The 23,777-nt window shown below is 72.4% G+C and carries 18 protein-coding genes and 3 pseudogenes; 14 read left to right on the top strand and 7 right to left on the bottom strand.

Annotation, left to right across the window (positions count from 1 at the left end):
- The coding region (locus RM812_RS12410; RefSeq protein ID WP_311572528.1) for a transposase at positions 1 to 624 on the top strand (624 nt) is incomplete at its 5' end.
- Positions 625 to 981: 357 nt separating this feature from the next.
- Here the strand turns inward: RM812_RS12410 and RM812_RS12405 are convergent.
- Positions 982 to 1,566: a hypothetical protein gene (locus RM812_RS12405; protein WP_311572527.1), complete on the bottom strand. Its 585-nt coding sequence runs from the start codon at positions 1,564 to 1,566 to the stop codon at positions 982 to 984.
- 549 nt (positions 1,567 to 2,115) lie between these two features.
- Here RM812_RS12405 and RM812_RS12400 point away from each other — a divergent pair.
- A complete protein-coding gene (locus RM812_RS12400; protein WP_311572526.1) occupies positions 2,116 to 3,633 on the top strand; it encodes a glutamate--cysteine ligase in 1,518 nt (505 codons plus the stop codon).
- A gap of 97 nt (positions 3,634 to 3,730) precedes the next feature.
- Positions 3,731 to 4,603 (top strand): CPBP family intramembrane glutamic endopeptidase, encoded by an 873-nt coding sequence (locus RM812_RS12395; protein ID WP_311572525.1) that lies wholly within the window; start codon positions 3,731 to 3,733, stop codon positions 4,601 to 4,603.
- Between the two features lie 34 nt (positions 4,604 to 4,637).
- On the opposite strand, the gene RM812_RS12390 is transcribed toward RM812_RS12395, so the two are convergent.
- Positions 4,638 to 5,471, bottom strand: coding sequence for a PhzF family phenazine biosynthesis protein (locus RM812_RS12390; RefSeq protein WP_311572524.1), 834 nt, complete (start codon positions 5,469 to 5,471; stop codon positions 4,638 to 4,640).
- A 174-nt stretch (positions 5,472 to 5,645) separates the two neighbouring features.
- On the opposite strand from RM812_RS12390, the gene RM812_RS12385 reads away from it, so the two are divergent.
- From RM812_RS12385 to RM812_RS12375, 3 genes are all read left to right on the top strand, one after another.
- Positions 5,646 to 6,290 (top strand): PadR family transcriptional regulator, encoded by a 645-nt coding sequence (locus tag RM812_RS12385; protein WP_311572523.1) that lies wholly within the window; start codon positions 5,646 to 5,648, stop codon positions 6,288 to 6,290.
- A gap of 171 nt (positions 6,291 to 6,461) precedes the next feature.
- Positions 6,462 to 7,001 carry a Clp protease N-terminal domain-containing protein gene (locus RM812_RS12380; protein ID WP_311572522.1) on the top strand — a complete coding sequence of 180 codons (540 nt, stop codon included), beginning with the start codon at positions 6,462 to 6,464 and terminating at the stop codon, positions 6,999 to 7,001.
- Positions 7,002 to 7,125: 124 nt separating this feature from the next.
- Positions 7,126 to 8,130 carry an EamA family transporter gene (locus RM812_RS12375; protein ID WP_311572521.1) on the top strand — a complete coding sequence of 335 codons (1,005 nt, stop codon included), beginning with the start codon at positions 7,126 to 7,128 and terminating at the stop codon, positions 8,128 to 8,130.
- 213 nt (positions 8,131 to 8,343) lie between these two features.
- On the opposite strand, the gene RM812_RS12370 is transcribed toward RM812_RS12375, so the two are convergent.
- On the bottom strand, positions 8,344 to 9,033 hold the full coding sequence (locus RM812_RS12370) for a pyridoxamine 5'-phosphate oxidase family protein (protein WP_311572520.1): 690 nt from the start codon (positions 9,031 to 9,033) through the stop codon (positions 8,344 to 8,346).
- 35 nt (positions 9,034 to 9,068) lie between these two features.
- Here RM812_RS12370 and RM812_RS12365 point away from each other — a divergent pair, with 35 nt between their 5' ends.
- Positions 9,069 to 10,400, top strand: coding sequence for an aminotransferase class I/II-fold pyridoxal phosphate-dependent enzyme (locus tag RM812_RS12365; RefSeq protein WP_311572519.1), 1,332 nt, complete (start codon positions 9,069 to 9,071; stop codon positions 10,398 to 10,400).
- A gap of 207 nt (positions 10,401 to 10,607) precedes the next feature.
- On the opposite strand, the gene RM812_RS12360 is transcribed toward RM812_RS12365, so the two are convergent.
- Positions 10,608 to 11,618: a DMT family transporter gene (locus RM812_RS12360; protein ID WP_311572518.1), complete on the bottom strand. Its 1,011-nt coding sequence runs from the start codon at positions 11,616 to 11,618 to the stop codon at positions 10,608 to 10,610.
- Positions 11,619 to 11,692: 74 nt separating this feature from the next.
- On the opposite strand from RM812_RS12360, the gene RM812_RS12355 reads away from it, so the two are divergent.
- Entirely contained in the window at positions 11,693 to 12,628 is a 936-nt protein-coding gene (locus tag RM812_RS12355) for a LysR family transcriptional regulator (RefSeq protein ID WP_311572517.1), read from the top strand.
- Here the strand turns inward: RM812_RS12355 and RM812_RS12350 are convergent.
- A complete protein-coding gene (locus tag RM812_RS12350; RefSeq protein ID WP_311572516.1) occupies positions 12,613 to 13,020 on the bottom strand; it encodes a Rieske 2Fe-2S domain-containing protein in 408 nt (135 codons plus the stop codon). The two genes, RM812_RS12355 and RM812_RS12350, sit on opposite strands and share 16 nt — an antisense overlap.
- A 139-nt stretch (positions 13,021 to 13,159) precedes the next feature.
- Between RM812_RS12350 and RM812_RS12345 the strand changes: the two genes are divergently transcribed.
- The 5 genes from RM812_RS12345 (at position 13,160) to RM812_RS12325 (ending at position 20,423) form a co-directional block, all read left to right on the top strand.
- On the top strand, positions 13,160 to 15,286 hold the full coding sequence (locus RM812_RS12345; protein WP_311572515.1) for an FUSC family protein: 2,127 nt from the start codon (positions 13,160 to 13,162) through the stop codon (positions 15,284 to 15,286).
- 177 nt (positions 15,287 to 15,463) lie between these two features.
- Positions 15,464 to 17,305 (top strand): asparagine synthase (glutamine-hydrolyzing), encoded by a 1,842-nt coding sequence (gene asnB, locus RM812_RS12340; RefSeq protein WP_311572514.1) that lies wholly within the window; start codon positions 15,464 to 15,466, stop codon positions 17,303 to 17,305.
- 53 nt (positions 17,306 to 17,358) lie between these two features.
- Positions 17,359 to 19,035, top strand: a complete 1,677-nt coding sequence (locus RM812_RS12335; protein ID WP_311572513.1) for an NAD-dependent malic enzyme — start codon at positions 17,359 to 17,361, stop codon at positions 19,033 to 19,035.
- A gap of 105 nt (positions 19,036 to 19,140) precedes the next feature.
- On the top strand, positions 19,141 to 19,497 hold the full coding sequence (locus tag RM812_RS12330) for a PadR family transcriptional regulator (protein ID WP_311572512.1): 357 nt from the start codon (positions 19,141 to 19,143) through the stop codon (positions 19,495 to 19,497).
- On the top strand, positions 19,494 to 20,423 hold the full coding sequence (locus tag RM812_RS12325; RefSeq protein ID WP_311572511.1) for a hypothetical protein: 930 nt from the start codon (positions 19,494 to 19,496) through the stop codon (positions 20,421 to 20,423). The genes RM812_RS12330 and RM812_RS12325 overlap by 4 nt, the downstream gene beginning before the upstream one ends.
- 266 nt (positions 20,424 to 20,689) lie before the next feature.
- Here the strand turns inward: RM812_RS12325 and RM812_RS43025 are convergent.
- Positions 20,690 to 21,610, bottom strand: a pseudogene (locus RM812_RS43025) (aminotransferase class I/II-fold pyridoxal phosphate-dependent enzyme); the annotation flags it as partial.
- Positions 21,611 to 22,478: 868 nt separating this feature from the next.
- Positions 22,479 to 23,144: pseudogene (locus RM812_RS12320) on the bottom strand (DeoR/GlpR family DNA-binding transcription regulator).
- Here RM812_RS12320 and RM812_RS12315 point away from each other — a divergent pair.
- A pseudogene (locus tag RM812_RS12315) lies at positions 23,046 to 23,585 on the top strand (NUDIX domain-containing protein); the annotation flags it as partial. The pseudogenes RM812_RS12320 and RM812_RS12315 overlap by 99 nt on opposite strands.
- Between the last annotated feature and the right edge of the window lie 192 nt (positions 23,586 to 23,777).

The raw sequence follows: 23,777 nt of genomic DNA, 5'->3' as shown, positions 1-23,777 counted from the left end.
ATCACCGAGCCGGTCCGCCGAGCTGTCCGGACCATGCCCGACCGCCTCTGGCATCCCGCCCTGGACCAGGACGGGACACTGCGTGACGGTGCCGAGGTCGCCGAGCTGACCGGCATGGTCGACCTGGCCGGCTACCCGGCCGACACCCGCATCATCGTGCGCCGCGAGCGGCCGCACCCCGGAGCCCAGCTGTCCCTGTTCGATCAGGACGAGGGCCTGCGCCATCAGGTGTTCCTCACCGACACCCCCTACTCCGGGGGCGGATCCGCCCAGTTCCTGGAGGCCCGTCACCGCGGGCATGCCAGCGTTGAGGACCACATCCGGTGCGGCAAGACCACCGGCTTCGGCCGCTTCCCCTCCCGCGATTTCAACGTCAACGCCGTCTGGCTCGAACTCAGCCTCGCGGCGATCGACCTGCTGGCCTGGACGCGCGTCCTGCTGCTGGACGGGGAGCTGGCCACTGCCGAGCCGAAGAAGCTCCGCTACCGGCTGCTGCACGTCGCCGCCCGCCTCACCCGCGGCGGCCGACGCCTGCGCTTGCGGATATCGGCGACCTGGCCCTGGAGAACCGAACTGGCCACGGCCTTCCATCGCCTCGCCGCACTGCCCCGTCCCGCCGGCTGACCGGCAGGCCCCTGACCGCCCACGACCCGAAGGACCTTGGAGAACCCGACCACCGCGCCGGGTCTCCACCATGTCCCAACACCGAAAACGCGTCAGCCACCCGGCAGTTCCCCCTCAACGACACCTCATCGCCCCAACCGAAACGGCGAGGCTAGGGCTCGTCTGACGATTCCCGCCTGCCTCGCGACGCCATGCACGCACTCTCGCCGCACCGGGCGCAGAGCCGAGTACATCCCGTACGAGGCTCTGCGCCCGACACGCCGAGAGCACGCACCTGACGCCGCGAGGCCGTCCTCCGGGCGACGACGGGAATGGTCAGACAGGCCCCAGTCCGCGCGCGTGGACGAGTGGCGAACGTCAGGCCGGGGAACCCAGCAGCCGCGTCGGCGTCATCCGGTGCGTGAGGACCGGCAGCAGCTCGGCGACCCGGTGCGGCCGGTGGGCCGCGATGCCGGGAGGCGTCGGCGCCAGCGGCACCAGCAGGTCGGTGGCGGCGGGGTGGCCGGCGGCGGCGTCCGCGGTGCAGTCGCCGTGCAGCCACAGCGTGAGCATGTACAGGCCGGGAACCGACAGCAGACGCGGCTGGCAGGACTGCGGCATCGTCTCGGCCTGACGCAGCGCGCGCTCCGTCGAGGCGACGTAGGGGCCCTCGAAGAAGTGCGAGAACGCCCAGCCGTCGGGGGTCAGCATGGTCTCCGCCGCAGCCACCGCCCGGTCGCCGCAGCGTATGAGGAACCGCCATCCGGCCAGCCGCGTCGCCGTCACACCGTCGGCCGTCACCCGGTCGAGGACGTGCACGGGCAACGGCAGTTCGGGCGTGGTGGGTCCCTGGGCGCCGAGCAGGGAGGGAGTTCGTGCCTCGCGGACCGCGGTGGGAGAGGAGAGGGCGGTGAGGACGGAGCGCAGTGCGGGCGCGGGGGCCGGGGGAACACGCAGGGGCATGATGGGTCGCCTCTCAATCGAAGGCACGGTGGCGCGAGGGCGGAGCGGGGCGGACGACGCTGTCGGCTCACGGGGTGGTGAGGCAGGGGCCGGCTCCGGGAACCGAGAAGTGGGGTGAGGCCTGCCGCGCGTCAGCTCGACGGCAGGATCCTTCGACCGTGGGCACCGGCCTTCTGCCTCGTCCGCGGAGTTTATACGACATGTGTTCAGACTGTGTTTCAACTAGCCGATTTCGGCAACCCGTACAAGGTTGCATTCGGCCGTCGATATGCGGGAATCATCCGTATTTCGGGCCGGGGGCACGACGATGACCTCGGGAAATGACCACCAAGCGGTCGGCCAATTGTCGTCGGCGTTTTTCACGAGTTCCGGGAACGGAAATTGCGGGACGGGCCATGCCCGGTGAATGTGCCACCGGTCACATCGGCACAGCGTAGCGGCTGCCGAACTCGGTGGGGACGTTATCGATCGCTTGGGCTGGGCATCATCCCACCCACCGGCCACCGGCGGCCGGATCTTCAACCCGCCGCTCCGAGAAGGGACGCTTCCATGGGGGAGAAGGTCGTGGCAGGTCAGTTCGACCTGTCCGATCGCCAGCGATACCGCGAAAAGCTCCAGCGGTGCCTGACGGGGCTGGAGCGACTCCTGGCGGAGAAGCGGTTCGACCGCCCGAAGAACCTGATGGGGCTGGAGCTCGAATTGAATCTCGTCGGTGCTGACGGGATGCCGAGAATGTTGAATGCGCAAGTCCTCGAACGGATCGCGAGTCGCGACTTCCAAACAGAACTCGCCATGTTCAACCTGGAAGTCAACATAGCTCCACACCGCTTGGGCGGCCGGGTATTCGACCGGCTCGCCGAGGAGATTCGTACGTCGCTGGCGTATGCGGACCGCAAGGCCGGGGAAGTCGACGCGGGAATCGCGATGATCGGCATTCTTCCGACGCTGGACCGCGACGACCTGGTCTCGTCCAATCTCTCCGCCGTCGACCGCTACGCCTTGCTCAACGACCAGATCGTGGCCGCCCGCGGCGAGGACTTCACCCTGGACATCGAGGGGGTCGAGCGACTGACCTGCACGTCCAAGTCCATCGCCCCGGAGGCCGCCTGCACCTCGGTGCAACTGCACCTCCAGGTCACCCCGGACCGCTTCGCGGCCGTGTGGAACGCGGCGCAGGCGGTCACCGCCGCGCAGATCGCCGTCGGCGCCAACGCGCCCTTCCTGTTCGGCCGCGAGCTGTGGCGCGAGTCGCGGCCCCCGCTGTTCCAGCAGTCCACCGACACCCGCCCGCCCGAGCTCCAGGCCCAGGGAGTGCGCCCCCGCACCTGGTTCGGTGAGCGGTGGGTGACCTCGGCGTACGACCTGTTCGAGGAGAACCGGCGCTATTTCCCGGCGCTGCTCCCGATCTGCGACGAGGAGGACCCGCTGGAGGTCCTGGACGCGGGCGGCGTGCCCTCGCTCGCCGAACTCGTCCTGCACAACGGCACGGTCTACCGCTGGAACCGTCCCGTCTACGACATCGCCGACGGCGTCCCCCACCTGCGCGTGGAGAACCGCGTCCTGCCCGCCGGCCCGACCGTCACCGACGTCCTCGCCAACGCGGCCTTCTACTACGGTGTCGTGCGCGCGCTCGCCGAGGAGCCCCGGCCGGTGTGGAGCCGGCTGTCGTTCGAGGCCGCCGCCGCCAACTTCGACGCCGCGTGCCGCCACGGCATCGACGCGCGGTTCGCATGGCCCCGGCGTGGCCGGCTGGGCGGCACCACCGAGGTGGACGCCGCAGTGCTCGTCCGGGACGAACTGCTGCCGCTCGCCGAGGCAGGGCTGGACGCGTGGGGCGTGGAGCCCGCCGACCGGGACCTGTACCTCGGTGTGATCGAGGAGCGGTGCCGGCGCCGGGTCAACGGCGCGACGTGGCAGGCGGCCACGTTCCACCGGGCGCTGGAGGCGGGGCTGTCCCGCGAGGCGGCGCTGGCCGCCACGACCCGCCGCTACTGCGAGCTCATGCACGAGGGGGATCCCGTGCACCTGTGGCCCGTGGGCATGCCGGAGCCGGTGCCGACGGGTTGAGCACCGGGGCCGGTCGGCAGTCGTCGGTCCGGCCCCGCCGCGCACCGCCTGATACTGATCGGGCAAGCTGTGACCTCCCAGCTGGAGGCAGGTGCGCATGGCGGAGGCGGGCCCGGTGGACGATTCGTTTTCTCAGCAGCCGATTCCCGGGAAGCCGGTACCCGGGAAGTCGATTCCCCAGGAGTCGTTTGCTCGGGAGTCGTTTCCGCAGGCGCGCCTGACGCGGCGGACCCTCCGTGACGAGACGCTGCTCGTCCTGGCGCTCTCGCTCGGCGCGAGCGGGGTGTCCGCCCTGATCAGTTTCATCGGCTCGGTCACCCGGCCCGGCGGTCTCAAGGACCAGGCGGCCACCCTCAACGCCTCCGCGGCGCCGGGCCGCCCCTGGCTCGACCTGGCCTGGCAGCTCTTCGGGATCACCACGGCCCTGGTCCCGGTCGCCCTCGTCGCGCACTTCCTGCTGCGTGAGGGACGGAGCCTGCGCACGCTCGGCTTCGACCGCTCCCTTCCGTGGCCGGACCTCGGCCGCGGGGCGGTCGTCGCCGCCGTCATCGGCAGCACCGGTATCGCCTTCTACCTGGCCGCCCGGGGACTCGGCTTCAACCTCACCGTGGTGCCCGAGGCACTGCCCGACGTGTGGTGGAAGTACCCCGTACTGATTCTCTCGGCGGTGCAGAACTCCGTCCTCGAGGAAGTCCTCGTCGTCGGCTACCTGCTGCGCCGGCTCGACCAGCTCGGCTGGAGTGCGGGCGCGTCACTGGCGGCCAGTTCGGTGCTGCGCGGGTCGTACCACCTCTACCAGGGCATCGGCGGCTTCATCGGCAACATGGTGATGGGCGTCGTGTTCGTGTACCTGTACCGCCGGTGGGGCCGGGTGGGCCCGCTGGTGGTGGCGCACTCGCTGCTCGACATCGGGGCCTTCGTGGGCTACGCGCTGCTGGCCGGGAAGGTGGACTGGCTCCCGACGGCCTGAAGGGGCATGCGGGGACCCTCCACGCGTCCCCTCGTCAGATCGCGTCCCGCGCACCCGGCGGGGCCAGCAGCTCCCCCTCGATCACCGTCACCGCCCGCCCGCTCAGCAGCGTGCGCCCGTCGCGCAGTTCCGTGCGCACGCGACCGGACCGGGGCGAGGCCTGGAGTCCGGTGAGGTCGAGCCGGCCGAGGCGCTCCGACCAGAAGGGCGCGAGGGCCGTGTGGGCGCTGCCCGTGACCGGGTCCTCGTCGATGCCGACGTTCGGGAAGAAGCAGCGGGAGACGTAGTCGTAGCCACGGGCGGGATCTTCCGCGCGCGCGGTGGCGATGACGCCGCGCGCGGAGTGGGCGGCCAGCGCCTTGTGGTCCGGCGTCAGGCCGCGGACGGTCCTCTCGTCGGCGACCTCGACCAGCAGGTCCCCGACGTTCGGCCCGGTGTCGAGGACGGTGCGGGGTTCGGCGCCCAGGGCCTTGGCGACGCCCGCCGAGGGCTCGACCGGGATGAGCGGTGCGGTCGGGAAGTCCAGGGTGATCGAACCGTCCTCACGGGGAGTCGCGACGAGGACCCCGCTGCGGGTGGCGAACCGCACCGGTCCTCGGTGGGTGCCGGTCGTGGACAGGACGTGGGCCGTGGCGAGCGTCGCGTGGCCGCACATCGCGACCTCGGTGGCCGGGGTGAACCAGCGCAGCGCCCAGTCGGCCTCGGCCCCCTCGGGGAGGCGGTGGGCGAACGCGGTCTCGGCGTGGTTGACCTCCATGGCGACGTGCTGGAGCCAGTCGTCGTCCGGGAAGGCGTCGAGGAGCAGGACCCCTGCGGGGTTGCCGGCGAAGGGGCGGTCGGTGAAGGCGTCGACGATTCGAATGCGCATGGCCCGACGTTAGACAGGCCCTGAAGGCGCAGGCCAAGGCCAATTCGTAGGTTCTGGACCGGATTCCGGCGGGCGGACTGCCGAACGGACCCTCGGAAGGGGGTTGCCGACCGACAGGTCCCGATATATCGTTGAAGCATCGCGTTAGATCAACGACTGAATGGAGTGATGGCAATGCGCAGCCACGGATACGAGCGTGGACACGGTGGGCACGGCCACGGAGAGGGCGGCCCCTTCGGCCGCGGCGGCTTCGAGGGCCTGCGTGCGGCCTTCGGACCCTTCGGGCCGGGCGGGCCCGGTGGTCCCGGCGGCCCCTTCGGGCCGGGCTTCGGTCACGGAGGTCCCTGGGGTGGCCGAGGGCGCGGCGGTCCCAGGGGAAGGGCGCGGCGCGGCGATGTGCGCGCGTCGATCCTGGCCCTCCTGAAGGACCGGCCGATGCACGGCTACGAGATGATCCAGGAGATCGCCGAGCGCAGCTCAGGGGCGTGGAAGCCCAGCCCCGGTTCGGTCTACCCCACCCTCCAGCTGCTGGAGGACGAGGGTCTGATCGTCAGCGAGAGCGAGGGCGGCAAGAAGCTCTTCTCGCTCACCGAGGCGGGCCGCACCGCGGCCGAGGAGGGCCCCGAGGCACCCTGGGAGGAGGCCTCGCGAGGCGTCGACTGGGAGGCGCTGAACGACATCCGCCAGGCCGGCTTCGGGCTGATGGAGGCCTTCGGCCAGGTCTGGAAGACCGGCAGCAAGGAGCAGCGTGAGAAGGCGCTCGCCGTCATCGGTGACGCCCGCAAGAAGCTGTACCTGATCCTCGCCGACGAGGACTGACGGAGGAGGGGCGGCGACCTGAGTCAAGACGACGCGCGCCCGGCGGAGCGAAACGGCGTGATCTCATCCCCAAGGAGGAGATTTCGGTCGCCCGGGTCCACTCTGTGTGGGACGCGGAAATGCTCCCCTTCGGGGATGACCCGGCCCGACGGGACTGGTGAGGTAGGGGATGTGCAACCCCGTATCCCCCGGCAGTCGGCCGGCGAGCAAGGCGGCCGGCGCCCGGACGGCATCGACGGCGATGCCCGGTTCAGCGCGGAACTGGCCACAGTGGTCTCCGGTGCCCGCCGCCGGGCGGTGCGGGACGGGGACCGGCAGGTCGACACGGCCCACCTGCTGCACTCCCTCCTGGAGCACGACCCCGAGGTGCGTGTCGTGCTCGGTGACGGTCCGCAGATCGCCCGGCTGCTCGGCTACCTCGTACAGCGCAGCATCGGCTACGGCCTGCGCTGGCAGAGCGCCGTGGAGGACTCCGGCGCCCTTCCCGTGGTGACCGGCGTGACCGGGTTCTCGCCGCTCGCCGCCGCGGCCATGGCGGACGCCTGCGGGCGTGCCCTCCGGCGCGGGGTGGCGCAGGCCTGCGGCGTCGACCTGCTCGCCGCCCTCGTCGTGGACCCGCAGGCTCGGGCCGTCGAGGTGCTCGGCCGGGCCGCCGTGGACGCGCGCACGGTGCTCGCCCGCGCGGAGAACCATTTCGAGCCGATGCCCTGACCCGGTCGGCGCCGGTCCGCCCCCCGTCGGCCCCGGTCGGCGTGGGCCCGGCCCGGTCCGTGGCCGTCCGGTCGGTGAGACAGGTGCCATTGGGAGTGACGGTCATGTCGTCCCCTGTCATCATGTGCCGGTGCATACGTCTGACAGCGTTCGCGGCAGTCGCGGAAAGGGCGCCGGGCTCGGCCTGGCGCTCACCTCCGCGGTCGCCTTCGGAGGGTCCGGGGTCGCGGCCAAGCCGCTGATCGAGGCGGGGCTCGACCCGCTCCACGTGGTCTGGCTGCGTGTGGCCGGCGCGGCCCTGGTGATGCTGCCGCTCGCCGTGCGCCACCGCGGGCTGCTGCGCCGCCGCCCCGGGCTGCTCGCCGGGTACGGACTGCTCGCCGTGGCCGGTGTCCAGGCCTGCTACTTCGCCGCGCTCTCCCGCATCCCCGTCGGTGTCGCGCTGCTCGTCGAGTACCTGGCGCCCGCGCTGGTCCTCGGCTGGGTGCGGTTCGTGCAGCGACGGCCGGTGACGCGGGCCGCGGCGCTCGGGGTGGTCCTCGCGGTCGGTGGGCTCGCCTGCGTCGTGGAGATCTGGTCGGGGTTGGGCTTCGACGCCCTCGGACTGCTGCTCGCGCTCGGCGCCGCCTGCTGCCAGGTCGGCTACTTCGTCCTCTCCGACCAGGGCAGCGACGCGGGCGACGAGGCGCCCGACCCACTCGGCGTCATCGCCTACGGGCTGCTCGTGGGGGCCGCCGTGCTCACCGTCGTCGCCCGCCCCTGGTCGATGGACTGGTCCGTCCTCACCCGGACCGCCCCCATGAACGGCACACCCGTCGCCGCCGCCCTGCTGCTGGCCTGGATCGTGCTCATCGCCACGGTCCTCGCCTACGTCACCGGCATCGTCGCCGTGCGCCGCCTCTCCCCTCAGGTCGCGGGCGTGGTGGCCTGCCTCGAAGCGGTCATCGCCACCGTCCTGGCCTGGGTGCTGCTCGGTGAACACCTCTCCGCCCCGCAGATCGCCGGCGGCGTCGTGGTCCTGGTGGGCGCCTTCATCGCCCAGTCGTCCACGCCCGCGAAGGGCTCGACGGATCCGGTGGCGAGCGGCGGGCCGGAAAGGGAGTTGTCCAGCCGGGGAACGGCGACCTGAGGTGCCGGCGGGCGAGGCTCGGCCGGTCAGGCCCCGTTCCGCGTGGCAGGTGCCCGCGTGCCGTGGTGTCACGCGGAGCAGAGCGCTTCGCCCGGCCGGAACCGGCCCCGATCCGGTCCCGGACCTGCTCGAGGTGCCGGCCGGCGTCGCGCACGGGCAGCCACCGCCGTCACTTCGCGCCGACGCGCGGTGCGTCCCAGGGGCGGGTCGGCGTCACAGGGCCGCCAGGTAGTCGGGCAGCCCGGTGCCGGCAACCAGGTCCGGGTCGGCGACCGGGGCGTCGTAGCCCTTGCGCAGCGGGACGATGCCGGCCCAGTGGGGAAGGGCCAGGTCCTCGGGCTCCTCGTTCACGCCGCCGGTGCGGACCTTGGCGGAGACCTCGTCCAGGTCGAGGCGGATCACGGCGGTGGCGGCCAGCTCCTTCCGGTTGGCCGGCCGGGAGTCCTGGGAGCGGCCGGGTACGACATGGTCGACCAGGGCGTCCAGGGCCGTGCGCCTCTCCTCCGGGTCCGTCACGTCGTACGCGGTGCCGTGCACCACCACCGACCGGTAGTTGATCGAGTGGTGGAAGGCCGACCGGGCGAGCACCAGCGCGTCCACGTGCGTCACCGTCAGGCAGACCGGAAGTCCGGGGTCGGCCGCGCCCGTCATCCGCAGCGGGCGTGAACCCGTCGAGCCGTGCACGTACAGCCGCTCACCGACGCGGCCGTAGAGCGTCGGCAGCACCACGGGGGCGCCGTCGCGGACGAAACCGAGGTGGCAGACGTAGCCCTCGTCGAGTATCGCGTGCACCAGTTCCTTGTCGTACGAGGCCCGGTCGGGGGAGCGGGTGGGGACGGTGCGGTCCGTGGGCGTGTAGGCGGTGGTGGCGGACTGCGCCGTCGTCCGCGTGGTCCCCTGCATGGTGCGCTCCATTGTACTAGTGCATAATTGTCTTTGTGCTAGGAGAATATCTGATCACCGGGCGGGGCGCAGCGGAGATTTCCGCGAGCGTCGAGCGTGCGGTGGGCTCGGGGGAACTGGAGCCGGGGCAATCGCTGCCGCCGATGCGGGAGCTGGCCGAGCGGCTCGGGGTGAACCCGAACACGGTCGCCGCCGCCTACCGCACCCTGCGGGAGCGCGGAGTCATCGAGACGGCCGGGCGCCGGGGCAGCCGGGTGCGGGCGACACCGGCCACCACCGGGCGCGACTTCATCCGGGTCGAGGTGCCGGAGGGCGTACGCGACGTGTCCGACGGCAATCCGGACCCGACGCTGCTGCCCGCCCTGGGCCCGGCGTTCGCCGCGGCGGCCGAGCAGGGCGACCGGGAGCCGGTGCTGTACGGGAACGAACCCGTGGAGCCGGAGCTGCTGCGGCTCGCGCGCGCCGAACTGGACGCCGACGGCGTCCCGGACGGGCCCGTGGCCGTCACGTCCGGCTCGCTGGACGCCATGGAGCGGGTGCTCGCGGCCCATCTCAAACCGGGTGACGCCGTCGCCGTCGAGGACCCGGGCTGGGGCAGTCTCCTCGACCTCGTCCCCGCACTCGGCCTGCGCACGATCGCCGTGGGTGTCGACGACGAGGGGCCGCTCCCCGAGGAGGTGCGCCGCGCCCTGGCAGCCGGCGCCCGCGCCCTGGTCGTCACGGACCGCGCCCAGAACCCGACGGGCGCCGCGGTGAGCGCCACGCGCGCGCGTGCCCTGTGGTCCGTGCTGCGCGAGCACCCGAGGACGGTGCTGATCGAGGACGACCACGGCCACCGGATCGTCGACCTTCCCCTGCACCCGCTCGCGGGCGCGACGCGCACCTGGGCGTTCGTCCGCTCGGTCGCCAAGGCGTACGGCCCCGACCTGCGACTCGCCGTGCTCACCGGGGACGCCGTCACGCTGGACCGGGTGCGCGGGCGGCAGCGACTGGGGCCCGGCTGGGTCAGCCGCGTCACCCAGCGGGCCGTGGCCCGGCTGTGGGCCGACGGCGCGGTGGACCCGCAGGCGGTGGCGGGGTCCTACGGGCGGCGACGCGACGCGCTGCTCGGCGCGCTCGCCGAGCGCGGGATCCGCGCGCAGGGGCGCAGCGGCATGAACGTGTGGCTCCCGGTGCCGGACGAGACCGGCGCCGTGGCCCGGCTGCTGCACGCCGGCTGGGCCGTGGCACCCGGCGCACGCTTCCGCATGGGCGCCACGCCCGGGATCCGGATCACCGTCTCGACACTGGCGGAGGGTGACATCGGACCGCTGGCGGACGCGGTCGCGGCGGCCGTGGGGCCGGGGCCGGTGCGGAGCTACGTCTGACCCGTGACGTTCCGTTCCGCCGGTCCGCGTCGACGCCTTCCCGTGGTCGGCCAGGCGTGGTCGTCCGCCACGTGCACGGCGGTTCGCTCGCCGACCTGACGCGTGGCGGCCCGGGCGGGGCCCGGCGCCGGCGGCCCGGCCGGGCCGCGACGCGTCAGGTCGGAACTCGGCCGGGTCCCGGTGGGCGGGGGTTCGGCCGCCCGGTTCCTACCCGGTGGGGAGCCGGCCGCCCGGTTCCTGGCCCTGCTCGACCCTCGCCTTCGGGCGTGGGCGCGTCCGGCGGGACGGCTCCGGGGCGATCGTGGCGGACCTGGGCCGTGCCTGGGTGAGTGCCGCGCCCGCGAGGACGATCACCGCGCCGACCGGCGTCGACCAGGACAGTGATTCACCGAGGAGCGCGACGCCCGCGGCCGTGGCGATGACCGGGGTGAAGTACGTGACCATCTGGGCCGTCGTCGGACCGACCTCGGCGACCAGGTCGTACTGGATCAGGAAGGCGAGTCCGGTGCCGAGGATGCCCAGCGCCGCCACCGAGAGCGAGGGCAGCACCGGGAAGCCGGCCGGTGCCGACGTGAACAGCGGGGTCACCACGGCCAGTTGCAGCGTGGCCAGCAGCAGTTGGGCGCCGCTCAGCGAGAGGTGGGAGTGGCTGGAACCGGCCAGCGTGCGACGGACGTAGATCCAGCCGATCGGGTAGCTGAGCGAGGCCAGCAGGGCCAGCGCCGTGCCCGTGACGTCCAGGCCGTGGAAGCCCTGCCAGACGCCCAGCACCGTCAGGACACCGAGGAAGCCGATGCCGAGGCCCGCCACCCGACGCCGCGTCGGCCGGTCCTCGGAGAGGGCGACCAGCGACAGCGCCATGCCCCACAGCGGCGAGGTCGCGTTGCAGATACCCGCGAGCGACGACGGGATCGTCAGTTCCGAGAAGGCGAACAGGGAGAACGGCAGCGCGTTGAGCAGGAACCCGGCGACCGCGAGATGCCCCCAGGTCCGCGCCCCGCGCGGCAGTCGCTCCCGCTTCACGGCCATCGCCACGGCGAGCACCGCCGTGCCGAACGCCAGCCGCCCCAGCGTGACCTGGAACGGGGCGAAGCTCTCGGTGCCCACCTTCATGAAGAGGAAGCTGAAACCCCAGACGAGGGACAGGAGTCCGAAACGCAGCCGCCAGTCGAGAACGCGGCGGGCGGTTGCGGGGGAGGACGTGACGCTGCTGCTCATGGAGGCAACGATGGTGCAGCTGTCCTCGTAGCACAATCGAGAATTTGCACGGAGTATCTCGTAGCATCGCTTACATGTTGAACCTGGAGCGCCTGCGCACCCTCGACGCCCTCGCCCGCCACGGATCGGTCAGCGGCGCCGCCGCGGGCCTGCACATCACCACCTCGGCCGTCTCCCAGCAGATGGCCAAGCTGGAGCGCGAGGCCGGCCAGCGACTGCTCGCCAAGAACGGGCGCGGCGTGCGGCTCACGGACGCGGGCCGGCTGCTCGCCGAGCACGCGGCCCGCATCCTCTCCCAGGTCGAGCTGGCGCAGGCCGACCTCGAGGCGCAGCGCGGGCAGGTGGCCGGCGAGCTGAGGCTGTCGGCGTTCCCGACGGCCGCCCGCGGGCTGTTCCCCGCCGCGCTGGCCGCTCTGCGTTCCGAGCACCCCGCGCTGCGGGTCCGCTCGTGCGAGCTGGAGCCGGAGCGCGGCATCAACGGCGTGGTGCGCGGCGACCTCGACCTGGCCGTCGTGCTCGACTGGTACAACAAGCCGATGCCGCTGCCCGACGGCCTGGTCAAGGCGCCGCTCCTCGACGACCCCGCGGACGTGGCCCTGCCGGTCGGCCACCGGCTCGCGGGCCGGGTCGAGGTGGACCTCGCCGAGTTCGCCGAGGACGAGTGGATCACGTGGGGCGAGGGCGAGTTCTGTCACGAGTGGCTGATGTTCACGCTGCGCTCGAAGGGCATCGAGCCGATCATCGGCCACCGCGCCGCCGAGACCCACACCCAGCTCGGCCTGGTCGCCGCGGGGCTCGGCGTGTGCATCGCCCCGCTGCTCGGGCGCCATCCGATGCCCGCAGAGGTCGTCACCGTGCCGCTGAAGCAGCGGGTGCGCCGGCACGTGTACGTGGTCTGGCGCGCGGACGCCGACCGCCGCCCGTCGATCAGGGCGGCGGTGGGGGCGTTGCGGACGACGGCGGCGGAGGTGGAGCGGGCGGGGCTGAGCGACGGTCATCCGGCCGGCTGAATCGAGTCTCCGCCGACCGTGATCCGCACGGTGGGGGGGGGCAGGGGCTTGGGCGCCGGGCCGCTCCGCACGCTGCCGTCGGCGATCGAGAAGGTGCTGTTGCGGCAGGGGCAGTCGATGACACCGTCGGCAACGCTCCTCACGGCGCAGCCCTGGTGGGTGCGGGTGGCGGCGAACGCCTCGAACTCGCCGGCCGCGGGCTGGGTGACCACCACCTTCCGGGCGGCGAAGACCTTTCCGCCGCCCTCGGGGGTGTCGGAGGTCGCCGCGAGCGCGGGCCCGGCCCCGGCGTTCTCGCCGCCGCCCGACGCGCCGTCGTCCGGGCCTCCGCGGGCGGTCAGGGCGGCGGCGAGCCCCGCCGCTCCGGTCCCGGTGCTTCCGTCCGCGCACACCCGTCCGTGATCGCGAGCGGTCGTGGTCGTGTTGCCGTCCCGCCGATCTCGTGCGGACGCTGGTACCTGGCATGCGTGGAGTTAATTAGGTGTATCATACATCTATATCTTCACGGCACGGAAAGGGGAGTGTGGGCCCATGGCCTGGGCGGCATCACTGAGTCACGCCGTTCGCAAGGGTTTCCGGACGGAGCGCGTCTTCGCCGACCCCTGGACGCTCGCGCGGGCGGTGCTGGCGGTGGCCGTCGGTGCCGTCATCGGGTGGGCCACGGGCAACGTCCTGGCCACCACCATGATGAGTGTCGGCACCTTCATCTGCGGCATCGGCACTCTGCTCACGCCCATGCGGCACCGCTTCGTCAACGCCCTCGTCATGGCCCTGGCCTTCAGCTGCGCGGTCGCGCTGGGCGTCGTCGTCCAGCCGCTCCACTGGTACTTCCTGATCGTCCTGGCCCCCGTGGCCTTCCTCGGCGGTCTGTGGTGGGCGCTGGGCCGGGCGGTCGGCATCCGTGCCTATCTGGTGGTCATCGGCCTGCTGATCACGGCGGACATCTCGCCGGGCCTGTCCGCCGGCTTCGACATGACCAAGTGGATCGCCGCGGGCTGCGCCCTGACCGTCCTCGCGCAGCTGCTCCCCCCGTACGGCCGCCGGTACGCCGCGCAGCGACGCAAGCTCGCGGACGTGTACGGCTTCCTCGCCTCCTACGCCCGCAAGGAAGCCGAAGCGGTGGGCACGGCGCGGCCCGCCTCGGTGTCCTTCTCCGCGGCGCGTTCGGCGCTCGGGCTGCTGCCGCAGTTCGCCCGCCCGGCCGCGGCCCCGCTCTACGGGCTGCTCGGCGAGGCCGAACGCATCCGCCGCACCTTCTACGCCGAGCAGGGCGCCAAGGGGGTGCCGTACCGTGCCGTGGCCGAGGCTCTCGAGGCCATCGCCCGTACGGTCGCCTCGGGCCGTCCGGGCAAGGTGCCGGACGAGTGCCTGCGTGAGCTGGCCGCCTGGCGGGGCCCGCTGGCCGAGAGCCTGCTGCCGAAGATCAGCGAGGCACAGCGGCTGGCGGACCTCTCCGTCGACCTGCGGCGCGGCGACCGGCCGGCGCCGCACGAGGAGGTCTCCGCGCTCTACTCCGGAGCCGGTCCGCTCTCCGGTGGCGTGCGCCGGCTGACCGCCGCGCTCCGGCCCGGCGACCCCCTGTTCCGGCACGCCGTCCGCGTGGGCGTGGGCACCACCGTGGCGGAGGCCGCGGGCCGGGCGGTCGGCGACTTCTGGGGTCACGGCCTGCCCGCGCACGGCTTCTGGGCCGCCCTCACCACCATGCTGGTGCTCTTCCCGGACTACGAGCACACCTTCGCCCGCGGCATCAGCCGGCCGATCGGCACGATCGCCGGCGGATTCGTCGCCTGGGGGCTGCTCCAGTACCACTGGGGCCATGGTGCGCTCGCCGTCGCCGTCGTGGTGTTCGCCGTGCTGTCGTTCACCCTGCTGCGCACCGGGCAGCACGTACTGAACGTCGTCCTCACCGCATGGCTGGTCTTCCTCATCCACAACATCGGCACGCCGGAGGGCCCGGTGGCCTTCGGGCGCCCCGCCGACACCGTGCTCGGCGCCCTCATCGCGATGGTGATCTTCCTGCTGCTGCCCACGTGGCACCACCGGCACGTCCCGGTCCTGCTCGCCCGCTGGCTGCGACTGCAGGCTCGCCTGCTGCCCGTCGTGCTGACCGGCTACTCGGACGTCGCCGCCGTGGACCGGGCCGGCCTGGAGACCCTGCGCACCTCCGTGCGGCGGGTCCACGAAGAGTTGAACGAGGCCATCGGGAAGCTGGCGCACGAGCCCCGGAGCCACCGGGGGCGCTGGTCCGAGGCCGAGCTCCGGCGCATCATGGCGGGCGTCAACGACCTCAACCACGCCACGGCGCTGCTCGCCGAGCATCTGCCGGACCGCGAGGACGAGGTGGTGCCCGAGCTGGCCGAGTTCGCCGCACCGGTGGGCGACCACCTCGCCGCGCTGTCCGACGCGGCCGGCGGGGGAGAGCCCGTACGCCCGGGAGCGCTGCGCGAGGTCTTCGACCTGCTCTCGGTGTCCAGCGGGCTGGCCTGGCTCGGCGACCCGGAGTCGGCCGACGGCGTCTCCCGCGTACGGGCGCGGGCACTCAGCTCCTGCCTGGGACTGGTCACCGCGATCGAATCCCTGACCGGGGGGCTGGACGCGGCAGCCGGCCAGCCCCACGGACGCGGCCGGACACGGCACGCGTCGGGGACGGCCGCGTAGGAGGAGAGTTCCTCTCCCCGCCGGGACCTCGCCCGTACCCGACCAGCCCCATCCGGACCGGACCGGGGGCCCTTGCGGCCCCGCGCGAGCTGCGCCGGTCGGTGGTCCTTGCTACGGTCCTGTGGGGGGTGCCATCCACGGTGTTGGATGTTTCTCCAGGGCAAGGAGTCTCACCCCATGTGCGGAATCTCCGGTTGGGTGTCCTACCAGCGCGACCTGCGAACCGAACGACCCGCCACCGAAGCCATGACCGCCACGATGGCCTGCCGCGGCCCGGACGCACAGGGCCTCTGGCTCGACACGCACGTCGCTCTGGGCCACCGTCGGCTCGCCATCATCGACCTGCCCGGCGGCGTCCAGCCGATGAGCGAGCACACCCCGGACGGCGACGTGGTGCTGGTGTACTCCGGAGAGGCGTACAACTACACGGAGCTGCGCGACGAGCTGCGCCGCCGCGGTCACTCCTTCCACACCGACAGCGACACCGAGGTCGTGCTGCGCGGCTACCTGGAGTGGGGGGCCGACCTCCCCGAACACCTCAACGGCATGTTCGCCTTCGCCGTCTGGGACGGACGGACCGACCTGCTGCTGCTGATCCGCGACCGCATGGGCATCAAGCCCCTGTACCACTTCGCCACCGACGACGGCGTCCTGTTCGGCTCGGAACCCAAAGCCATCCTGGCCAACCCCCTCGTGCCCCGCACCGTCGACGCCGACGGCCTGCGCGAACTGTTCTCCATGGCCAAAACGCCCGGCCACGCCGTCTGGGCGGGGATGCGGGAAGTGGAGCCCGGCACCGTGGTGACCGTCGAGCGCGCGGGCCTGCGCGCCCGACCGTACTGGCGGCTGGGCGCCGCCGTACACACCGACAGCCGGGAGGACACCGTCGCACGGGTACGCGAGCTGCTGGAGGACACCGTCCGCCGCCAGCTGGTCTCGGACGTGCCGCGGTGTGTCCTGCTCTCGGGCGGCCTGGACTCCAGCGCCATCACCGCGCTGGCCGCACAGCAACTGCGTGGAAAGGAAACGGTCCGCAGCTTCGCCGTCGACTTCGTCGGCCAGAGCGAGAACTTCATCGCCGACGACCTGCGCGCGACGCCGGACACACCGTACGTCCACGACGTGGTCCGGCACACGGGAACCGACCACCAGGACATCGTCCTCAACCCCGACGACCTCGCGGATCCGAACGTCCGCGCCGCCGCCGTACGCGCCCGGGACCTGCCGCTGGGCCTGGGAGACCTCGACCAGTCACTGCTGCTGTTGTTCCGGGCGATCCGCGCACACTCCACGGTGGCCCTGTCCGGGGAGTCCGCCGACGAGGTCTTCGGCGGCTACGCGTGGTTCCACGACCCCGCCGCGCGGGACGCCGGCACCTTTCCCTGGCTGGCGGCGCTGGAACGCCAGCACGGCCGGGGCGGCAGTTCGCTGCTCGAGCCGGAGCTGCGGGAACGACTGGACCTGCGCGGCTACCTCGCCCAGCGGTACGAGGAGGCCATGGCCGAGGTACCGCGCCTGGACGGCGAGACGGACCCGCTGGAACGCCGGATGCGGGAAGTGTGCTACCTCCACCTCACCCGTTTCGTCCGCCTGCTCCTGGACCGCAAGGACCGCCTCAGCATGGCCACCGGTCTGGAGGTCCGCGTGCCGTTCTGCGACCACCGCCTGGTCGAGTACGTCTTCAACACCCCGTGGTCGATGAAGACCTTCGACGGCCGCGAGAAGAGCCTCCTGAGGGCAGCCACCTCCGAACTCCTCCCGCAGTCCGTCGTGGAGCGGGTCAAGAGCCCGTACCCCTCCACGCAGGACCCCGCGTACGTGGTCGCACTGCAGACCCAGGTCCGCGACCTGCTGTCCTCGGACAGCAGCCCCGTTCTCGACCTCCTCGACCGCCCCCGGCTGGAGCAGATCACCACCACCGAGCCCGGGGACGTCAGCACCGGCGAGCGCAACGGTCTCGAACGCACCCTCGACCTCGCGGTCTGGGCCGACATCGAGGACCCCACCCTCACCCTCTGAGACGGGGGACGGCCCCCGGGACAGCTCGATACGCGCACTCAAGGGGAGCAGCGATGGCCGAGCACACCGCGCGGACTCCAGCCACTCCAGGCGTTCTGACTGATCCACTCCGCAACCGGGGGGCGGGGTTCACACAGGCGGAGCGGGACGAGTTGGGGCTGACCGGGCGTCTGCCGTCCGGGGTGCTGGGGCTTGGACAGCAGGCGCGGCGCGCCTATCAGCAGTTGCAGGCCCAGGGCAGTGACCTGGCCAAGAACGTGTACCTGGAGCAACTGCACGACCGCAACGAGACCCTGTACTTCAGGGTGCTCACCGATCACCTCGCGGAGCTGCTGCCGATCGTGTACGACCCCACGGTCGGCGAGGCGATCGAGAGGTACTCCCACGAGTACCGACGCCCTCGTGGTGTGTTCCTGTCCATCGACCGGCCCGACGACATCGGGAAGGCGTTCGCCACGCTTCAGCTCGGTCCCGAGGATGTGGACCTCATCGTGTGCAGCGACGCGGAGCAGATCCTCGGCATCGGCGACTGGGGCGTGGGCGGCATTCAGATCGCGGTCGGCAAGCTGGCGGTCTACACCGCGGCGGCCGGCGTCGACCCGGCCCGTGTCGTCCCCGTGTCACTGGACGTGGGAACGGACCGCGAGGCCCTGCTGAAGGATCCGCTGTACCTGGGCAACCGGCATCCCAGGGTGCGGGGTGCCGCCTACGACGCGTTCATCGAGCGGTACCTGCGGACGGCGTCGTCGATGTTTCCGCGTGCGCTGCTGCACTTCGAGGACTTCGGGCCCAGCAACGCCCGCCGGATCCTGGTGACCCACGGCGACGACTACCGGATCTTCAACGACGACATGCAGGGCACCGGCGCGATCACCCTGGCCGCGGCTCTGTCGGCGGTCGAGGTCGGCGGAGTGCCGATGCGCGAGCAGAAGCTGGTGGTCTTCGGCGCCGGCACCGCGGGGGTGGGCATCGCCGACCAGTTGCGCGATGCCATGGTTCGTGACGGTGCCGGCCGCCGGCAGGCCACGGCACAGGTCTGGCTGATCGACAAGCCGGGGCTGCTCACCCGCGACACGAGCGGCCTGCGTGACTTCCAGCAACCCTACGCGCGCGATCCGTCGGAGGTCGCCGGATGGGCGAACGACGGCGGCGGCATCTCCCTGCTGGAAACCGTGAAACAGGTCCAGCCGACGATCCTGCTGGGCACCTCCACCGTGCAGGGGGCGTTCACCCGCGAGGTCGTCGAGGCCATGACCGAGGGCACCGAGCGCCCGGTCATCCTGCCGCTGTCCAACCCGACCTCGCGTATCGAGGCCAGGCCGGCCGACGTCATCGCCTGGTCGCGGGGCAAGGCCCTGGTCGCCGTCGGCATCCCCGTCCCGCCCGTCGAGCACGACGGGGTGACCTACCGGATCGCGCAGGCCAACAACGCGCTGCTCTATCCGGGACTGGGCCTGGGCACGATCGTCTCCGGCGCGTCGAAGGTGACCGACGGAATGCTCCTCGCGGCCGCCCGGGCGGTGGCCGGCCAGGTCGACGCCGGCGCACCGGGAGCCTCCCTGCTGCCACCGGTGGAGAACCTGCGCGAGTCGTCCGCGATCACCGCGACGGCGGTGGTCGAGGCGGCGGTCGACGAGGGCGTCGCCACCCGCAAGCCGGCCGATGCCGGCCAGGCCGTCCGACAGGCCATGTGGGAGCCCGTCTACGGCGACGGAAGTCCCGCACCGTAGACATGCCCCCCGGGGGCCGGGGAGTTGAAGGCGGATCGGGCTTCCGGGCGGCGGAACGATGAATCGATCGACGGCATATGTCGGTCGCTGATATATATCGGTGACATGAATGAGCGACCGCTTCAGGAGCCGACGCTGCTTTTGCTCACTGCCCTGACCGACGAGCCCAGGCACGGCTATGGACTGATTCAGGAGATCGACGCGATCTCCCAGGGCCGTGTGCGGATGCGCACCGGTACTCTCTACGGCGCGCTGGACCGGCTGGTCCAGCAGGGCCTGATCCGGGTCGAGCGCGAGGAGGTCGTGGACGGTCGGGCGCGCAAGGTCTACGCCCTCGCCGAGGCCGGCCGGGACGTGCTGGCCGCCGAGACGGAGCGGCTGCGTGCTGTCGTCGCCGAGGCGGAGCGTCGACTGGCCGCCCGTCGTGCCCCCGCCATCCGCCCGAAGGGGGCCCTGGCATGACGCGGCAGCACAGCTCACTCGCGTTCCGCTGGGCGCTGCGCCTCCATCCGGCCGCCTACCGCGCTGAGCACGAGGCCGAGTTGACCGCGATCTATACCGAGGCGACGCAGGATGCCGGCCCGCTCGGTCGGCTGCGCGAGGCGCTCGATGTCGCCGGCCATGGCCTGCGGCGTCGCACCGGCCTGGGCTCCGACCGGATGGCGGGTCAGGTCCTGGCGCAGGCGGCCCCGCTGGCCGTCGCCGTGGCGACGGGTAGCTTCCTGGCGGGCCTGTTGTGGCTCTTCGCCCCCGGTGCCCGGACCTTGCCGGCGTCCTCGCTCCCGAATGTGCTGAGCCTGGCCAACACGGGCCTCACGCCGCTGCTCTGGCTGGCGGCGCTCGCGGCTGTCTGGACCGGGCGCTGGACCGTGGCCCGTGCACTGGTCGTGCCGGCGATGGTGCTGTGCCTGGCCGACGTCCTGCTGGCCGCGTTCTCCTCCTCCGGCTTCCACGGCACCCCCTCGATCGCAGTGATCCGACTGGCGGTGCCGCTGCTCACCGGCGCCGTCGTCCTCGCCGCACCCAGGGATCTGCTCGGCCCCTCCCTGTCACAACGCCGCACGATCACGGGAACCACCGCCCTGGCGGCCGTCCTGCTGTCAGGCGTGCAGCTCGTCGAAACGTACTACCCCTTTGCGCTGGGCGTTCTCGGCGTCGTCGGCCCGCTGTGGGCCGGGGTCCTCGCGATCGTCCTGCTCTTGGGCACGCGTAACCGGTTGACCGTCGCGGGAGTGGCGGTGGCCGTGCTGCCCACCACGCTGCAGGTGACGGTCCAGCTCACCCCCGTGGGCGTGGTTGTCCTGCTCCTGGTCCTGCTCAGCAGCACGGTGCCCTTCCTCCGCGCGCGCCGCCGCCACTTCCAGTCAACCCCGCCGAGCGCGGCATAGCCGGCTCCGGGACCCCCGGGCCGCACCCGGGATGAGGGCGGTCCGGGGCGCGGGCGGCGGTCGGCGGGTGTCCTGCAGGGCAGCATGAGCCTCGGTGAGTCTGTCGACCGCAGTGTCGATGACCTCGGGCGGGAGGGTGAAGGGAAGCCGCAGGTAGCGGTCCAGGGTGCCGTCGGGGGAGAAGTGGAAGCCCGGCGTGAGGGCCGGGTTGCGCGGTGGCTGCCAGGTCGGCCAGCCGCCGGGAGTCGGCGTCGAGGAGTTCGAGCCACAGGAAACAGTCCGCCTTGTGGTACTTGGAAGCGGCACCACGGCAGCGCCGACAGTCGCGCGGCCAAGTGGTCCCGCTGGTGCACCAGTTGTGCGCGTCGGCGGTCGAGGACCGCTTGCCTGCGTTCCAGGAGCCGGGTGGCGACGAGCCGGTCGATCGGCGAGGGGGCGAGCGCGGCCGCGAGCGGGAGCGCCGCCAGTCGGCGGACGATGTCCGGGTGGGCGCGGATCCAGCCCACGCGCGGGCCCGGCCACAGTGACTTGCTCAAGGAGCCCACGTACACGAGATGCCGGTCACCGGCGCGTGCCGCGACGCCGGGTGGCGGGGCGGCGGCCTCGCGCAGGTCCAGGTCCCGCATGGTCTCGTCGAAGACGACCAGGGTGTCGTGGGAGTGCAGCCGCCGCCTGAGTTCAACGCGGTCCTCGTCCCGCATCAGCAGGCCGGCGGGGTTGTGGAAGTCCGTGACCAGGTAGGTCAGGGCCGGCCGGGCTGTCGTGAGGGTGCGGTCCAGGGCGGGGACGTCCCAGCCGATGGGGGTGAGGGGCTGGGAGACGAGGCGGGCGCCCGCGCTCCGGAACAGGGTGAGCGCCCCAGGGTAGGTGGGGGAGTCCAGGACGACCCTGCTGTTGGGCCGCAGGTACGCCGTGCTGAGCAGGGTCAGCACGGCGTCGCCGCCGCTGGTCAACAGGAGGTGCCCACTGCCGGTCGCGAGCCCCTGGGCTTCGTAGGCATCGGCGACGGCTGTGTGCAGCGCCGACGGACCACTGCCCCCGGAGGATTCCCCCAGCAGCGCGGCGGGCAGCGCGTCGGTCGCTTCCCGCACGGCTTGGAGCAGTTCGGCGAAGGGGGCCGCGGGCTCCGCGACGGTGAGGTCCAGGGGCGGCCCCGTTCCTGCCCGCCTCGCCCCGGACTGCGGCATCTGCCCGCGGGGACCGTGGGTCTGCTCGGACTGCTCAATCCCGTCACAGGCGTACTGATAGGCACCGTGATCGCTTCCGAGGTACTGACCGTTCAGCAACTGGGCGGACTGACACTGGTCCTGGCGGGAGTCGTTCTCGGCAGGACCACCTCCGGGGAACGAAACGGCAGCGGACGAGGACCCGCCGGCTCTGACACCGACAGCCGATCCGCACGAGAGCCGTCTGCCCGAAATACCTCATGAGTCCGCCGGAATGCCCAGCGGCCCCGTGCGCCCGGGACACTGTTGGCGAATCCACCGCAGGTCGACGACTGGCCAGGACGGGCACCCGACGGCTGTCCGGCCGATTCGCCAACAGCGTCCGCCCGGCTCGGGGCCGCGTGGGCGGGGACGGCACCCCGGCTGAGACTGGTCGCGCTACCGGATGACCGTGTCGCCGGGCCGCGGCCATGTCGTGGAAACGGCAGAGGCCCGTTGAGGCCGGCGGTGGCAGTGCGGCAGGCGGCACTGGCCGTGGACGCGGCGGGCGCAGGTGAGAACGGAGGCCGTGAGCGCGGCCGGGACCGCCGGCGTCCCGAGCGGGACCGGTCCCACACGTGGGCCGGGGCGCGGCCCGCGATGAAACTCCATGACGTGATGTGGCACCGCCGCGGCCAGGCAGAGGACGCGTTCACAGGGGTGCACCGGAGCCGAGGCCGCATCTCCTGGGGGCTGCGTGGTCCAGCTTCGGACCGGAGGCACGCCTCACGATCTCCTTGTCCGTGGCGGTGGGATGGTCGCAGCCCTGGCCGGGGGCGCGGGTTCCGTCTCGGTGCGGGCGGGCCGGGTGGCCGGTCGACCGGCCGCTCCGCGGTCGGCTCCACGGTCGTCAGCCGGCCGTCAGCACTTCGACCCCGTTCGCCGTGAGCTGCTCGATCACCGGGTCGTGCGGGGACGTGTCCGTGATCAGTCCGCAGATCTCTTCCCAGGGCAGGACGCGGTACCGGGAAGCGGTGCCGGTCTTCTCGGAGGAGGCGAGGACGTAGGTGTCCGCAGCCCGTGCCGCGAGGGCGTTTCATCGCCGCGTCCTCGGCGTCGCCGGTGGTGAGGCCCGCCTCGGGGTGCACGCCGGTGACGCCGAGGAGGAAGGGGTCGGCGGAGACGTTCTGCGCGGCCTCGACCGCCGCCGCGCCGCAGGCGACCGCCGAGTGCTGGAACAGGCGGCCCCCGAGCATGAAGACCTCGGCCTGCGCATGGCCGAGCAGAGCGACGGCGATCGTCGGGCTGTGGGTGATCACGGTGCAGGCCAGATCCCTCGGGAGCGCGTGGGCGACAGCCAGCGCGGTGGTACCGCCGTCGACGATCACCACGCCACCGGGCCGCACCAGCCCGGCGGCCACCGAGGCGACCTTCCGTTTTCCGTCCGGGGCCACAGTCTGCGGGCACCGTAGTCCGCCACAGCCGGCGAAACGGGAAGCGCCCCGCCGTAGACCCGCCCTACGACACCGCACGCGGCCGCGTCCTGCTCGCCCGCCAGTTCCGCTACCCGGCCTATGTCACCGACCACCCCGACGGCATGCTCGCCGAAGCCGCGGCCGGACTGCTCGACGCGGACGACCCGCACACCGGGATCCGCCGCGAGGCGGCCGAAGAACTCGGCGTCACCCTCGGCCCGCTCACCCACGTCCTCGACGCCTACATGAGCCCGGGCTCCGTCACCGAACGCCTCCACTTCTTCGCCGCTCCCTACACTCCCGCCGACCGCGCCGGAACCGGCGGCGGGGTGGAAGAGGAAGGCGAGGACATCGAGGTCCTCGAACTGCCCTTCACCGAAGCCCTCGCCATGACCCGCGACGGACGCGTCACCGACGGCAAGACCGTCCTGCTCCTCCGATGGGCAGCCCTGCACGGCCCGTTCGCCCCGCACCGGCCGGCACAGACACCACCGCCCACGCTCACCGCTGACGACCGCAAGACCGCCGGCGCTGGACGATGACGTCCGGCGCCGGCCGACAGCCGGGCTCCTCGGCGTCCGCGACCGCGCGGAAGACCAAGGCGACGGACAATTGTGGTCCGGGAGGATGCTCCCGGACCGCCCTCGCCTTCGAGGACGAGGCACCACGCTCTCGGATGCGCCGAGAACAGCACGGGCTCCAGGCGGGCGGGGAGAGCAGCCGGCACGGGGTCG

It is taken from the genome of Streptomyces lancefieldiae, assembly GCF_031845825.1.
In the GTDB taxonomy this organism is placed as follows: domain Bacteria; phylum Actinomycetota; class Actinomycetes; order Streptomycetales; family Streptomycetaceae; genus Streptomyces; species Streptomyces lancefieldiae.
The sequence above is the reverse complement of the archived record's forward strand: the minus strand, read 5'-3'. Positions and strand labels throughout refer to the sequence as shown.